Here is a 14631-nt window from a genome sequence, read left to right as displayed (position 1 = left end):
GCCCGGCCGTGTTCGAAGGTGATCGTTACGGGTCTGCGGATCTCGCCGGATCTTCGTCGTGGACCGGTGTGGACCGATAACGGGCCCCGGAGTTCCGGATACCGCGTCCGGGATGCCGGATACAGGGGCCCGTGTGACGCTGATCTCATGGCTCCAGGACTTCCGGCCGTGTGGTCGTCGAGGTGTGCGGTCTGTCTGCTGGCGGCGGCCGGGGCGGCGCTGGGGCCGCTGGGCGGCTCCGCCCACGGGTCTTCGGCCCCCGACGGTCCGTCCCTCACCGCGATGCCCCCCGGCGCGTCGGGCCCCGCCGCCACCGCGTCCGCCACCGCCCCGTCCCTTCCGTCCTCCCAGCCTTCTTCGCCGCCCGCCCTGTCGGGCTCCGCGTCCCCGTCGGCGGTCCCTTCAGCCCTGCCCCTGCCCCTGCCGTCCGGCGTCCCGGTCTCCGGAGCCTCGGGGGCCGTTCCGGTCCTGTCCTCCCCGGCCGCGACCGAGCCCGGGGCACAGGCCCCCGCCGGACCCGGGGAGCAGGACCCCGCAGAGCCCGGGGCCGACGCGTCGGAACCCTCCTCCTCCGCTTCCGCTTCCCCCGACGTCTCCGGGTCGACCGCCCCCCTGGCCGGGCGCGAGGCCGGGGCCGGGAAGGCGCGTCCCGGCCGTTCGCTGTCGCCGCTGGAGCTGGCGCGGGCCGAGGATCCCGTCGAGGAGGACGAGCCCGAGGAGGCCGATGAGGCCCTCGTGGACGCCGTGGACCTGCCCGTTTCCACCCCGCCGCCCAGCGCCTTCACCGATCCGGGGCGACGGGCCGGACAGGCACTGGACGCCGCGGCCGTACAGCGGGTGCAGCAGGTCTCGCTCGGTACGGGCATCGCCCTGGTCGGCCTCGGGCTCGGTTTCCTCGCGTTCCGTATGCGCCGTACGAACTGAGCGTCGCGGTCCGCGGCTCCCGCCCCGCAGAAACTTGCCAGGACGAACATACTCGGTATACATACTCAGTATGTCCATTCGCCACGGCCTGCTGGCCCTGCTGGAACGGGGCCCTCGCTACGGGTCCCAGCTCCGCACCGAGTTCGAGTCGCGCACCGGCTCCACCTGGCCCCTGAACGTCGGGCAGGTCTACACGACGCTCAGCCGCCTGGAGCGCGACGGCATGATCGTCCAGGACGGTTCGGACGACGCCGGGCACGACCTGTACGCGATCACCGATGACGGCCGCACCGAGCTGCGCACCTGGTTCGGGACGCCCGTGGACCGCACCAGTCCGCCCCGCGACGAACTGGCCATCAAGCTCGCCATGGCCGTCGGGGCGCCCGGTGTCGACATCCGGGACGTCATCCAGTCCCAGCGTCACCACACGCTCAAGGCGATGCAGGACTACACCCGGCTCAAGGCCCAGGCCCTGGCCGACGTCCCGGCCAACCGGGACGAGGTCGCCTGGCTGCTCGTCGTGGAGCAGCTGATCTTCCAGGCGGAGGCCGAGGCCCGCTGGCTCGACCACTGCGAGGCCCGGCTCGTCCGCCTCGCCGAGGCCGCCGCCACCGAGCCCGCCGACGAACCCGGCCCCGCGGCCACCCGCGGTCCGGCCCGCGCACTGGCCGGCCGGACCCGCTCCAAGCGCTGACACCGGTGCCACCACCGCCCACACCTGACCCAGTCCGTTCCTAGGGGGAACCACCCGCCATGCCCTCGTCCGCCACACCTCCGCCCCCGCCGTCCTCCGGGACGTCCGGCGGCAGCCCCGTACTCGAGCTGCGGGCGCTGACCCGTACCCATGGCTCCGGCATCGCCGAGGTGCACGCCCTGCGCGGGATCCACCTCGCCGTGTACCCGGGCGAACTGGTCGCCGTGATGGGCCCCTCCGGCTCCGGCAAGTCCACCCTGCTGACCCTGGCCGGCGGGCTCGACACCGCCACGAGCGGCCAGGTGGTCATCGAGGGCCAGGACATCGCCGCCCTCGGCCCCAAGGGGATGGCCGCCCTGCGCCGCCGCAGCGTCGGCTACGTCTTCCAGGACTACAACCTCATCCCCGCCCTGACCGCCGCCGAGAACATCGCGCTGCCCCGCGAACTCGACGGCGTCTCCGTGCGCAAGGCCCGCAAGGAGGCCCTCGCCACGCTGGCCGAGATGAAGCTGGAGGAGATCGCCGACCGCTTCCCCGACGAGATGTCCGGCGGCCAGCAGCAGCGCGTCGCCATCGCCCGCGCCCTCGTCGGCGACCGGCGCCTCGTGCTCGCCGACGAGCCGACCGGAGCGCTCGACTCCGAGACCGGCGAGACCGTGCTCGCCCTGCTGCGCACCCGCTGCGACCAGGGCGCGGCCGGTGTCATGGTCACCCATGAGCCCCGGTACGCGGCCTGGGCCGACCGGGTCGTCTTCCTCCGGGACGGCTCGATCGTCGACCAGACGCTGACCACCGGAGCCGAATCCCTCCTCGCCGCCGGCATAGCCGGAACCGCAGGAACCGCCGAGGCCGCCACGTGAGCCCCTTCCCCGGTTGGCGCGCCGCCTTCCGCATAGCCCGGCGCGACGCCGCACGGTCCAAGGGCCGCAGCGCCCTGGTCGTCGCGATGATCGCCCTGCCGGTCCTCGGTGTGACCGCCGCCGACCTCACCTACCGCAGCGCCCTGCCCACCCAGGCCGAGGAGCTGACGGCCGAGCTGGGCTCGGCCGACGCCCGGTTCACGGCCACGAGCATGGGCCCGACGAAGCTCCAGCAGCTGCCCGACGGCATCAGCTGGAACCCGCCCGAGGGCGCCGAGGACCCGACGCCCGAGGAGCAGGCGAGGCCGGTCGACGTGACCGCGACCTTCCCCGAGGGCTCGCGCCACCTCACCGAGCGCAGCGTCCCCGTGTCGGTGACCACCCGCCACGGCATCACCGACACCGAGATCACCGAACTGCGCATCGCCGACCCGATGCTGCGCGGCCGGTTCGAGCTGACCGACGGCAGCTACCCCCGGGCCAAGGACGAGATCGCGGCGACCGAGGACTTCATCGAGGCGTCCGGGCTGTCCATCGGCGACCGCATCACCGTGCGCGGCCCCGACCAGACCTACAAGCTCACCGGCGCGGTCGAACTCCCCGCCGATCTGCGGGCGGAGGGCCTGTACGCGCTCCCCGGCTCGGTCATCGCCCCCTGGCAGAAGACCGCCGACGGTGACAAGAACATCCTGCCGCCCCAGGCGACCGACCCGAGGTGGCTGGTCCAGGGCCCGCCCGGAGCGGGTGTGACCTGGCAGGACATCCTCGCCGCCAACGAGAAGGGCGTGGTGGTCAAGTCCCGCCAGGTCGTCCTGAATCCGCCGCCGGACTCCGAGGTCCCGATGGCGGCGAGCATGGGCAGCTCGTTCGACACGGAAGCCGCGCTGACCGCGGCCGCTCTCACCGTTGCCGCCATGGCCGTCCTGGAGATCGTGCTGCTGGCCGGTCCGGCGTTCGCCGTGGGCGCCCGCCGTTCGCGTCGGCAGCTGGGCCTGGTCGGCTCGTGCGGCGGCAGCCGGAGCCAGATCCGGGCCGTGGTGCTCGCGGGCGGCGCGGTGCTCGGCGCGGTCGGCGCGGTGGCCGGAGTCGTCGCCGGGTTCGGCCTGACCGCCCTGTTCCGCCCGATGATCGAGGACTACACGGGCAACCGCTTCGGCGAACTGACCGTACGGCCCTGGGAGATCCTCGGCATCGCCGTGCTCGGCCTGGTCACCGGCGTCCTCGCCGCGCTCGCCCCGGCGATCGTCGCGGGCCGCCAGTCGGTCCTGGAGTCGCTCACCGGCCGCCGCGGCACCCGCCGCAGCTCCCGCGTGCTGCCCGTCATCGGTGTCATCGCGCTCGCCCTCGGCGTCGCCGTCGCCGTCTACGGCGGGATCAGCGGCAGCACCAATCTCGTCGCCGGCGGATCCGTCCTCGCCGAACTCGGCGTCCTCGGCTGCATTCCGGTGATCGTCGGCTTCCTCGGCCGGCTCGGCCGGCGGCTCCCGCTGACACCCCGCATCGCCCTGCGCGACGCGGCCCGCAACCGGGGCCGTACCGCACCCGCCGTCGCCGCCGTGATGGCGGCCGTCGCGGGCAGCATCGCCATCGCCACGTACACCAGCAGCAACGCCGCCGAGCAGGAGTACGACTTCGTACCCGACATGACCTCGGGCACCGTCGCGCTGATGGACTCCGGCGGCGACGAGAAGGCCGATCTGGCGCTCTCCCGGGCCGCCGTCGAGCAGACCTTCCCCATCAGCGGCGGGCGCGCCGACATCGGACGGGTCTGGGCCGGCAGCGACTGCATGGAGTATTACGAGGAGGAGGAGGCCGGCTGCGGCACCCTCGAGCTCGTCAAGCCCACCGGCAAGGGCCACGCGTGCCCGCTGAAGGGCAAGGGCGCCAAGGAGCTCGCCCTGCGGATCTCGGCCGACGAGCACAAGCGGCTGATGAACTCCCCGGCCTGTATGGACGAGAACTACACCACGATCGCGTTCGGCTCCGACGAGCACAAGATCATCGTCGGGGGCGCGGACGTGCTCGACTCGTACGTCAAGCTCGACGACCCGGCGGCGGCGAAGGCCCTGGCCGACGGCACCCCCGTCCTGCTGAACTCGGCGTACGCGAAGAACGGCGAGGTCACCCTCAAGGCCGCGCACATCTACAACGACCGCGACAAGAAGAACCGGGCCCTGCACCCCGGCAAGGCCCGCACCACGACGGACCGGCTGAAGGTCTACGTCGCGGAGGACCGCTTCGCGGCGACGCCCGGCATCCGGATGGTCATGCCGAAGAAGACCGCGGAGCGGCTCGGCCTCCATGTCGAGGACCACGGCAGCTTCTACTCGCTCAACCGCGACCCCACGGACGCCGAGCGCCAGGCGGCCTACTCGGCCCTCCAACGGGCCGGGGACCACGGGTACCTCATGACCTCGAACGAGAGGTACCGGACGGAGGACGACACGATCCTGCTGATCCTCGCCCTCTTCGCCGGAGTGGTGACCCTGGGCGCGGCGGCCATCACCACCGGACTGTCCAAGGCCGACGCGGAGGCCGACCTCACCACCCTCAGCGCGGTGGGCGCGCCCCCGGGCGTACGGCGTTCGCTGTCCGGCTTCCAGTGCCTGGTCGTCGCCCTGACCGGCGTACTCCTGGGAACGGTGGCGGGGCTCGTACCCGCGGTCGCACTGCGGCTGACCGACCTGCGCGCGGCGCTGGAGGCCATGCGGGAGGACCCGATGGAGTCGGCCTACACGCCGATCGTGATGCCGTGGGAGACGATCGGGCTGCTGGCCCTGGTCGTTCCGGTCCTCGCCGGACTGCTCGCCGCCGGCCTCACCAGCTCCCGGCTGACGCTGGCCCGGCGCGCGGGGTGACCGGACCTTACGGCGCTCCCTGACGGGTTCCGGTGCCCCCGAAGACGGTGGATCATCCGTTTTCGGGGGCACCAACGTGGGGTACGGCATGTGTGCGAGACAATGGCGGCATGGAAATGCCGAGGAATGACCGGTCGCAGGAGCACCCGCAGGTCCTTGTCGTGGGCCAGGACGGAATGGCTATCGGCGGCGGTGCCAGTGACGACGAGTCGCGCGAGGTCCCGGTGACGGAAATGGTGGAACAGCCCGCGAAGGTCATGCGCATCGGCAGCATGATCAAGCAGCTTCTGGAGGAGGTCAGGGCGGCTCCTCTCGACGAGGCGAGCCGGGTCAGGCTCAAGGAGATCCACGCCAGCTCCGTGAAGGAGCTGGAGGACGGCCTGGCGCCCGAGCTGGTCGAGGAGCTGGAGCGGCTCTCCCTGCCGTTCACCGAGGAGTCGGTGCCCTCCGAGGCCGAGCTCCGGATCGCCCAGGCACAGCTCGTGGGCTGGCTGGAGGGGCTCTTCCACGGCATCCAGACGGCGCTGTTCGCCCAGCAGATGGCGGCCCGCGCCCAGCTGGAGCAGATGCGCCGCGCCCTGCCGCCCGGCACGGGTCACGAGGACGAGGAAGGCGACGCGGACCCGCACGGCCCGATCCGTTCGGGGCCGTATCTGTAACGGATATCCACGGATATCCACGGATATCCGCCGCTGGGGACCGAGGACAGCGAACAGAGGACCGAGTGGGGCCCGGCGCACATCACGGTGTGCGCCGGGCCCCTCGTCGTGTGTACGGCCGTTTACGGAATCAGGTATCCGTCCACGGGTCAGGCACCGGCCGACGGGGCGACCAGCAGGACCTTCCCGATGTGCGCGCTGGACTCCAGCACCCGATGCGCCTCGGCGGCGTCCGCCATCGGCAGCGCCCGGTCCACCACGGGCCGGACCACCCCGCCGCCGATCAAGGGCCACACGTGCTCGCGTACGGCGGCGACGATGGCGGCCTTCTCGTGGAGCGGGCGGCCCCGCAGGGAGGTCGCGGTGACGGCGGCCCGCTTGGTCAGCAGGGCGCCGAGGTTCAGCTCGCCCTTGGCACCGCCCTGGAGCCCGATGATCGCGAGGCGTCCGTTGACGGCGAGCGCCTGCACGTTCCGGTCGAGGTACTTGGCGCCGATGAGGTCCAGGATGACGTCGGCCCCCGCCCCGGCGGTGTTCTCGCGCAGCTCCTCGACGAAGTCCTGCTCGCGGTAGTTGATGAGGATGTCCGCCCCCAGCTCGGCGCACCGGGCGAGCTTCTCCGGGCTGCCCGCCGTGACCGCGACCCGGGCCCCGACCGCCTTCGCCAGCTGGATCGCCATCGTGCCGATGCCGCTGGAGCCGCCGTGCACCAGGAAGGTCTCGCCGGGGCGGAGGTGGGACACCATGAAGACGTTGGACCACACCGTCGCGGTGACCTCGGGCAGCGCCGCGGCCTCCACCAGGTCGACGCCCTCCGGTACGGGCAGGAGCTGGCCCGCCGGCACGGCGACCTTCTCCGCGTAACCGCCGCCCGCCAGCAGCGCGCACACGGAGTCGCCGATCGCCCAGCCGGTCACCCCGGGACCGAGGGCGAGGATGCGGCCCGCGCACTCCAGGCCGGGGTAGGGGGACGCGCCGGACGGCGGGTTGTAGAAGCCCTGCCGCTGGAGCACGTCGGCGCGGTTCACTGCGCTGGAGACGACCTCGACGAGGACCTCGCCGTCGCCGGGTACGGGATCGGGCACCTCGGCCCACACGAGCGCCTCGGGGCCGCCGGGTTCGGGAATCGTGATCGCATGCATGGCCGCGAGGCTACTCCGGCCGAGCGTGCGTTCAGGGGCGCGGCGGCGCCGAGTTGTACGGCACGGAGGGCGTGCTGGGGCTCTTCCGCACGATGGTGATGACCCGGTCCGTCAGCTGCAAGGGGCTGGCCGCCGGGTCGTCGTAACCGAGCAGCCGGTGCCCGCGCAGAACACTGACGACGAGGTCGTCCGTCTCCCGTACGTTCTTGCCCACCTCGGCCTTTATGACCGGCCGTTCCACCAGGTCGAGGCCGCTGCCCTGCTGGATCAGGTCTTCCATCACCGTGCCCGCGCTGGGGCTGAGGACGGAGAGGCCGAGCAGCCGCCCGGCGGCACTGGCGCTGGTGATGACGGCGTCGGCGCCGGACTGCCGCAGAAGGGGCGCGTTCTCCTCCTCGCGCACCGTCGCCACGATCTTCGCCCCGCGGTTCAGCTGACGTGCGGTCAGGGCCACCAGGACGGCGGTGTCGTCGCGCTGGGTGGCGATGATGACCTGACGCGCCTTCTGGAGCTCGGCGCGCAGCAGGACATCGCTGCGGGTGGCGTCGCCGAGCACACCGGTGAAGCCCTCGGCGTTGGCCGCCTCGATCACCTTGGAGGCCGGGTCGACGATGACGATCTGGTCCTTCCGCAGGCCGGTGGCGCAGAGGGTCAGGATCGCCGAGCGGCCCTTCGTGCCGAAGCCGACGACGACGGTGTGGTCACGCAAGTTGGATCTCCAACGCTTCAGCCGGAAGTCCTCCCGGGTCCGTTCCGTGAGGACTTCGAGAGTGGTACCGACCAGGATGATCAGGAAGAGCACGCGCAGCGGTGTCACGAGCACCACGTTGATCAGCCTGGCCCCGTCGCTGAACGGTGTGATGTCGCCGTACCCGGTGGTGGAGAGGGTGACCGTCGCGTAGTAGACCGCGTCGAGCAGATCGACCCTGCCGTCGGCGGTGTCGTTGTAGCCGTCGCGGTCGAGCCAGACGATCAGCACGGTCGCGGCCAGCACGAGCAGCGCCATCAGCAGACGCTTCCCGACCTGGCGGGCCGGGCCGTCGACGACCCGGCGGGGGAGCATCACCCGGGTCGGCACGACCAGTTCGTCGGCTCGCCTGGCCATCGCGTCGTGGCCGGGAAGTTTCACGTGAAACACCCTTCCGTCCACGGCGTCGCCGGGGCCCATGGCAGATCCAGAATCTCCACCTCGGTGCCGGACCGTACCCCGCCCGGCGGCACGACGGCCAACCCGTCCGCCGCGGCGATCCCCCGCAGCATCGCGGGCCCGTTGTAGCGCAGCGGCGCGACATGGTCCCGGCCGCCCGCCCGGCCCGCGCGATGCACCACGGGGACGAGGCGGGTGTCGTGCGGATGCCCGTGCACGTCGGCATGGACGAGGGCACGGTACGGGTCCTGGGCGGGGCTGCCCGCGATGCCCGCGAGCAGTGGTTCCGCGAGCGTCAGCAGACCCGATACGGCCGCGAGCGGATTCCCGGGCAGCCCGACCAGATACGGCCCGTCCGGCGGTCCATCCGCCTGCCCCTTCATACGTCCGGGGGCCAGGAGCCGTGCCAGCAGCATGGGGTGGCCGGGGCGGACGGCCACCCCGTCCACCAGCAGTTCGGCCCCGAGGGCTTCGAGGACCGGGTGCACATGGTCGACCGGGCCGGAGGCGGTGCCGCCGGTGGTGACGATCAGGTCGGCGTCGGAGGAGGCGAGGGCCTCGCGGAGCGCCCCGGCGTCGTCCCCGAGGCGGACGGGCCCGGAGACCTCGGCGCCCAGCGCCCGCAGCCAGGGGCCGAGCATGGGTCCCAGGGCGTCACGGATCAGCCCGTCGTGCGGCAGCCCGGCGGCGAGCAGTTCGTCGCCGAGGACGAGGATGTCGACGCGCGGGCGGGGCACGACGGGCAGCGCGTCGTACCCGGCGGCGGCGGCGAGGCCGAGCACGGCCGGGGTCACGACCGTCCCGGCCGGGACGAGCTGCTCGCCCGAACGGCACTCCTGGCCCCGGGGCCTGATGTCCTGCCCGGTGACCACGGGCCGCCGGGCGTGCAGCAGCCCCTTGTCCCGGTCGGCCTGCGCGTGCTCGCTGCGGATGACCGCCGTGGTGTCGGGCGGGACGCGGGCGCCGGTGGCGATCCGTACGGCGGTCCCGTCGGGCAGCGGGGCGGCCGGACCGCGTCCGGCGAGGAGCCCCGCCCCGGCCTCGAACGCCCAGGGCCCGGGTCCGGCGACCGCCCAGCCGTCCATGGCCGAGGTGTCGAAGGACGGCAGATCGGTGAGCGCGCCGAGCGCCTCGGCCAGCACATGCCCCGGTGCACGGTCGAGCGGCAACCGGATCGTCGCGGGCGGACTGCCCCGCCCGGCCCTCGCCGCGACCGCCCGCGCCCGGCCCCAGGCCAGGGGCAGGGACTTCGGTGTGGCCGACTCGGCCTTGGGTGTGGGGGCGTCCGGCGGGGTGCCCGGCGGGGCCTCCGTGGAATCCCCCGGGGCGGGCCGATCGGGCCGGGGTCGATGATCACTTCCGTGCGCCCCATCGCTTCCGGATGCCCGGTCACCTTCAGACGCCCGGCCACCTTCGGACGCCCGGCCGCTTTCGGACGCCTGGGGGGTGGCAGGGGCATCCTGACTGCGGCTCGGACGCCGGCTCGCCCCGCCGACCAGGGCGAGCGCCTGCTCGATGGCGCGTTCTTCCTCGCGCGCGAGGTCGCTCCCGGGTCCGGCGGAGCGGGGCCGGTCGGGGTGGGGTTGGTCTGGGCGGGGCCGGTCGGAGCGGGGCCGGTCGGAGCCGGTCATGGTGTCCCGGTCCCCTCGCGGCCCGCGTCTGGCTTCGCCCCGCCCGCGGTACCGCCCGCCGCATCGCCCCCCGCGCTCGCCTCCGCCTCCCAGCGCAGGGCGAGGGCGGTGGCCTTGCGAGCGGCCTCCGCGACCGCTGCGGCGGCCTCGTCGGGCCCCGCGCCGGCGCTCGCCCTGGCCGCCGCGTACCCGACCAGGAAGGTCGTGAGCGGAGCGGCGGGCCGGGCGACTCCGTGCGCGGCGTCACGGGCGAGGTCGAGCAGGACACCGGTGTCGACGTCGAGGTCGATTCCCAGTTCGTTCTTGACCGAGGTGATCCATTCGTCCAGCACGGCCCCATGCTCCCTGATCCGGGCTCTGGCGGCGGCGATGTCGTCCCAAGTGTCGCAGTCGAACGCGGCGTCGGGACCCGCGTCGACCCGGGCGAGGTCCAGCTCCGCCGTCAGGAGCCGGAGCGGCAGCCCGGCGAGGCCGCCGTACTCGGTGGCGATCAGGGCCAGCTCCCGGCGGAGCGGTTCGGCGCGATAGGCGGCCACGAGCGGCTGGTCGCGCCCGTCGGGGTCGGTGCACAGGGCCCCTTCCCGGCCGGGCCGGCCGGCGGCGTCGAGCAGCGCGTCGACCGTCCCCGGGCCGAGGAACGGAAGGTCGGCGGAGAGGACGAGAACGCGCTCCGCCGTCGTCATCCGCAGCCCCGCGCCCAGGGCCGCCAACGGGCCGCCGCCCTGGGGCACTTCCCGGGTCCAGACGACCGGCCGGACGGTGGCACGGCGACCGCCCACCACAACGGTGAGGGCCGCGTCGGCGCAGGCCGCGAGGACCCGGTCGAGCAGCGCCCGGCCGCCCACCCGGACTCCCGGCTTGTCGGCGCCGTCGAGCCGCTTCGCGGCCCCGCCGGCAAGGACGATCACGTCATAGGCGGTCATACGTCGAGTATGGGCGGCGCCCCGGAGCGACGCCCCCGCCGGGGTCGGTGGATGACCCGGGCCCGGAGGGGCGCGTCCGGAGGGGCGCGTCCGGAAGAGGCCGGATACCCGGCCGGCTACAAGGTGCGCAGCAGCACCGCCGGCTGCTCCACGCAGTCCGCCACATACCGGAGGAAGCCGCCCGCCGTTCCGCCGTCGCACACCCGGTGGTCGAAGGTGAGGGACAGCTGGACGACCTGACGTACGGCCAGTTCGCCCCGGTGCACCCAGGGCTTGGGCATGATCCGGCCGACGCCGAGCATCGCCGCTTCCGGGTGGTTGATGATCGGCGTCGAACCGTCGACCCCGAACACCCCGTAGTTGTTCAGCGTGAACGTGCCCCCGGTCAGCTGGGCCGGGCTGAGCTTCCCGGTCCGGGCCAGCTCGGTCAGCCGGGCGATCTCGGCCCCGATCGACTCGGCGTTACGGGTGTGCGCGTCCCGGACGACCGGAACGACGAGGCCCCGCTCGGTCTGGGCCGCGAACCCGAGGTGCACGCCGGGCAGCCGGACGATCTCTCGGGCCGCCGTGTCCACGGTGGAGTTGAGCTCGGGATACCGGGCCAGCGCCGCTGTGCAGATCCTCGCCAGCAGGGCCAGGACCGACACCTTCGGCCCGGCGGACGGGCCCGTGGCCGCGTTCATCGCGGCCCGGACCGCCATCAGTTCGGTGGCGTCGGCATCGACCCAGCAGGTGGCGTCCGGGATCTCGGTCCGGCTGCGCGACAGCTTGTCGGCGACCGCTCCGCGCACCCCGCGCAGCGGAATCCGTTCGGCGGCCGGAGCAGCGGCAGGTGCTGCCGCTGCCGCGGGCGCCTGGGCCGCACCTGCCGTCGGCGCGGTCTCAGCCACCGCGGTCTCCGCCGCTGTGGTCTCCGCCGTCCGGATCGCCCGGTCGACGTCGGCGCGCAGGATCAGCCCGTCGGGGCCCGAACCCGCCAGCCGCCGCAGATCGATGTCGTGCTGCCGGGCCAGCCGGCGTACCAGCGGAGAGACCACCGGCACGGGGCCCTGCCCGTTCACCACAGCCGCAGGAGCGGCAGCGGCAGCCGAAACGGGGGCTGAAACGGGAGCCGAAACGGGTGACGCGGCCGGGGCGGTCACGACGACGTCGGCCACCGCCCGGTCGAGCCGGTCCGGCCGGATACGCCGACGACGCGCGGCCGGTGCGCCGGTCCCGTACCCCACGAGCACGTTCCCCGACCCGCCCGAGGCCTCCGCATCGGAGCCGGCGGAAGCGGCAGAGGGGGCAGGGGCGGCGGAATCGGCGGACGACGGCGACGCCCCGGAGAGGTCCAGCCCCTCCGGCGCCCCGACCGCGACCGTCAGCAGCGGTGCGCCGACGGGAAGTTCCGCGCCCTCCTCGCCGAATCGCGCGGTCACCACACCCCCGTAGGGGCAGGGCACCTCCACCATGGCCTTGGCCGTCTCGACCTCGACGACGGGCTGGTCGATGGCGACGACATCGCCGACCTCCACCAGCCAGCGGACGATCTCCGCCTCGGTCAGTCCCTCGCCGAGGTCCGGCAGCTTGAATTCGAGCACCTGGGCCATCAGCTGTCCGCCTCCCACTGCAACCGGGCCACCGCGTCGAGGACCCGGTCCACTCCCGGCAGATGGTGCCGCTCCAGCATGGGCGGCGGGTAAGGGATGTCGAACCCGGCCACCCGCAGCACCGGGGCCTCCAGATGGTGGAAGCACCGCTCGGTGATCCGCGCCGCGATCTCGCCTCCGGGTCCGCCGAATCCGGGGGATTCATGGACGACGACCGCGCGCCCGGTGCGCCGCACCGACGCGGCCACCGTCTCGTCGTCGAACGGCACCAGCGAACGCAGGTCCACCACTTCGAGGTCCCAGCCCTCGGCGACCGCCGCTTCGGCGGCCTCCATGCAGACCGGTAGGGAGGGCCCGTACGTGATCAGCGTGGCACTGCGCCCGGAGCGGCGCACCACGGCCTTGCCGATCGGCTCGACCGGGGCGGGGGCCTCGGGCGACCAGTCGGCCTTGGACCAGTAGAGCCGCTTCGGCTCCAGGAAGATCACCGGGTCGTCCGAGGCGATCGACTCCCGCAGCAGCCCGTACGCGTCGTCGACCGTGGCCGGTGTGACGACGTGCAGGCCGGGGGTGGCCATGTAGTACGCCTCGGAGGAGTCGCTGTGGTGCTCGACCCCGCCGATCCCACCGCCGTACGGCACCCGCACGGTGATGGGCAGCGGCATGGCCCCGCCGGTGCGGTTGCGCATCTTGGCGACATGGCTCATCAGCTGCTCGAACGCCGGGTAGGCGAACGCGTCGAACTGCATCTCCACCACGGGCCGCAGCCCGTACATCGCCATGCCGACGGCCGCGCCGAGGATGCCCGCCTCGGCCAGCGGTGTGTCGGTGCAGCGGTCGTCGCCGAACTCCTTCGCCAGCCCGTCGGTGATCCGGAAGACCCCGCCGAGCGTGCCCACGTCCTCACCGAGCACATGGACGGTGGGGTCCTCGGCCATCGAGTCACGCAGCGCGCGCCCGAGTGCCTGGGCCATCGTGGCCGGTTTCGCCTTTGCCGTACGTCCGCCGGCCGTCGCTGCCGCGGTGGTCATCGTCCTGCCTCCGCGCCGTGCTCGTCGTGGTCCTGCTCGGCGTCCAGCTCGGCGCGCAGGGCCGCGGCCTGCTCCCGGAGCTGGCCGGTCTGCTCGGCGTAGACATGGGCGAACAGGTCCATCGGGGCCAGCTCCGGATCCGCGTTCATCCGGTCGCGCAGGGCGGCGGCCATCCGTTCGGCGGCCTCCTTCGCCCGCTCGATGCCCGCGTCGTCCAGCAGCCCGCGCCCCGTCAGCTCGCGCTCCAGCAGCCGCACCGGGTCGTGTGCCTTCCAGGCCTCGACCTCGCTGTCGACCCGGTAGCGGGTGGCGTCGTCGGCGTTGGTGTGGGCCTCCATGCGATAGGTGACGGCCTCGACCAGGGTCGGGCCCTCGCCGCGCCGGGCCCGGGCCACGGCCTCGCTCAGCACCTGGTGCACCGCGGCGGCGTCGTTGCCGTCGACGAGGCGGCCCGGCATCCCGTATCCCACGGCCTTGTGGGCGAGGGAGGGGGCGGCGGTCTGCTTGGCCAGCGGCACGGAGATCGCGAAGCCGTTGTTCTGGACGAAGAAGACGACCGGGGCCTTCCAGACGGCCGCGAAGTTCAGCGCCTCGTGGAAGTCGCCCTCGCTGGTGCCGCCGTCGCCGACCATGGCGAGCGCCACCACGTCGTCGCCCTTGAGCCGGGCGGCGTGCGCCAGGCCCACGGCGTGCGGGAGCTGGGTGGCCAGCGGGGTGCACAGCGGGGCGATGCGGTGCTCGCGCGGGTCGTAACCGGTGTGCCGGTCGCCGCGCAGCAGGGTCAGCGCCTCGACCGGGTCCAGGCCGCGCGCGACGGCCGCCAGCGTGTCGCGGTAGCTGGGGAAGAGCCAGTCGCGCTCCTCCAGGACCAGGGCCGCGGCGATCTCGCACGCCTCCTGGCCGGTGCTCGACGGGTAGACCGCCAGCCGGCCCTGCTTCGTCAGCGCGGTGGCCTGGGCGTTGTAGCGGCGCCCGCGGACCAGCTCGGCGTGCAGCCGGAGCAGCAGCTCGGGATCGACATCGGCGACCGCGTCCGTACCGAGCACCCGGTAGGGCTCCGGGTCCGGGAGCAGCGGGGCGGGGTCGGTGATCGGCTTCCAGGCCGGGGGCGGCGTGGGCCGGTAGGCGGCCGCGCCGGGCAGCTCTTGGACCGTCATAAAAAGCACCTCC

General features: G+C 73.5%; 12 protein-coding genes. 5 read left to right on the top strand and 7 right to left on the bottom strand.

The window, feature by feature from the left end; translation table 11 throughout:
* Window positions 1-147 precede the first annotated feature (147 nt).
* From ACIQPT_RS06070 to ACIQPT_RS06050, 5 genes are all read left to right on the top strand, one after another.
* Window positions 148-924 (top strand): hypothetical protein, encoded by a 777-nt coding sequence (locus ACIQPT_RS06070; protein WP_401153137.1) that lies wholly within the window; start codon window positions 148-150, stop codon window positions 922-924.
* 70 nt (window positions 925-994) lie between these two features.
* Window positions 995-1618, top strand: a complete 624-nt coding sequence (locus tag ACIQPT_RS06065; RefSeq protein ID WP_401153135.1) for a PadR family transcriptional regulator — start codon at window positions 995-997, stop codon at window positions 1616-1618.
* A gap of 59 nt (window positions 1619-1677) precedes the next feature.
* Window positions 1678-2478: an ABC transporter ATP-binding protein gene (locus tag ACIQPT_RS06060; protein WP_401153133.1), complete on the top strand. Its 801-nt coding sequence runs from the start codon at window positions 1678-1680 to the stop codon at window positions 2476-2478.
* Window positions 2475-5336 (top strand): FtsX-like permease family protein, encoded by a 2862-nt coding sequence (locus ACIQPT_RS06055; protein WP_401153132.1) that lies wholly within the window; start codon window positions 2475-2477, stop codon window positions 5334-5336. Before ACIQPT_RS06060 ends, ACIQPT_RS06055 begins: the two co-directional genes overlap by 4 nt.
* Before the next feature lie 110 nt (window positions 5337-5446).
* On the top strand, window positions 5447-5995 hold the full coding sequence (locus ACIQPT_RS06050; RefSeq protein WP_401153130.1) for a bacterial proteasome activator family protein: 549 nt from the start codon (window positions 5447-5449) through the stop codon (window positions 5993-5995).
* A 149-nt stretch (window positions 5996-6144) separates the two neighbouring features.
* Here the strand turns inward: ACIQPT_RS06050 and ACIQPT_RS06045 are convergent, their stop codons facing one another.
* The 7 genes from ACIQPT_RS06045 to pdhA form a co-directional block, all read right to left on the bottom strand.
* Entirely contained in the window at window positions 6145-7137 is a 993-nt protein-coding gene (locus ACIQPT_RS06045; protein WP_401153128.1) for an NAD(P)H-quinone oxidoreductase, read from the bottom strand.
* A gap of 31 nt (window positions 7138-7168) precedes the next feature.
* The gene (locus ACIQPT_RS06040) at window positions 7169-8305 is read right to left on the bottom strand and encodes a potassium channel family protein (RefSeq protein ID WP_401153126.1); all 1137 of its coding nucleotides are present in this window, start codon (window positions 8303-8305) and stop codon (window positions 7169-7171) included.
* A complete protein-coding gene (locus ACIQPT_RS06035; RefSeq protein ID WP_401153124.1) occupies window positions 8263-9915 on the bottom strand; it encodes a molybdopterin-binding protein in 1653 nt (550 codons plus the stop codon). The genes ACIQPT_RS06040 and ACIQPT_RS06035 overlap by 43 nt, the downstream gene beginning before the upstream one ends.
* Entirely contained in the window at window positions 9912-10838 is a 927-nt protein-coding gene (locus ACIQPT_RS06030; protein ID WP_401153123.1) for a DUF6457 domain-containing protein, read from the bottom strand. Before ACIQPT_RS06030 ends, ACIQPT_RS06035 begins: the two co-directional genes overlap by 4 nt.
* Window positions 10839-10954: 116 nt before the next feature.
* Entirely contained in the window at window positions 10955-12430 is a 1476-nt protein-coding gene (locus ACIQPT_RS06025) for a dihydrolipoamide acetyltransferase family protein (protein ID WP_401153121.1), read from the bottom strand.
* Window positions 12430-13461 carry an alpha-ketoacid dehydrogenase subunit beta gene (locus ACIQPT_RS06020; RefSeq protein WP_401153120.1) on the bottom strand — a complete coding sequence of 344 codons (1032 nt, stop codon included), beginning with the start codon at window positions 13459-13461 and terminating at the stop codon, window positions 12430-12432. Before ACIQPT_RS06020 ends, ACIQPT_RS06025 begins: the two co-directional genes overlap by 1 nt.
* Complete coding sequence (pdhA, locus tag ACIQPT_RS06015) at window positions 13458-14618, bottom strand: pyruvate dehydrogenase (acetyl-transferring) E1 component subunit alpha (protein WP_401153118.1); 1161 nt, start codon at window positions 14616-14618, stop codon at window positions 13458-13460. Before pdhA ends, ACIQPT_RS06020 begins: the two co-directional genes overlap by 4 nt.
* Between the last annotated feature and the right edge of the window lie 13 nt (window positions 14619-14631).

It is taken from the genome of Streptomyces sp. NPDC091289, from assembly GCF_044757365.1.
Classification (GTDB): Bacteria; Actinomycetota; Actinomycetes; order Streptomycetales; family Streptomycetaceae; genus Streptomyces.
The sequence above is the reverse complement of the archived record's forward strand: the minus strand, read 5'-3'. Positions and strand labels throughout refer to the sequence as shown.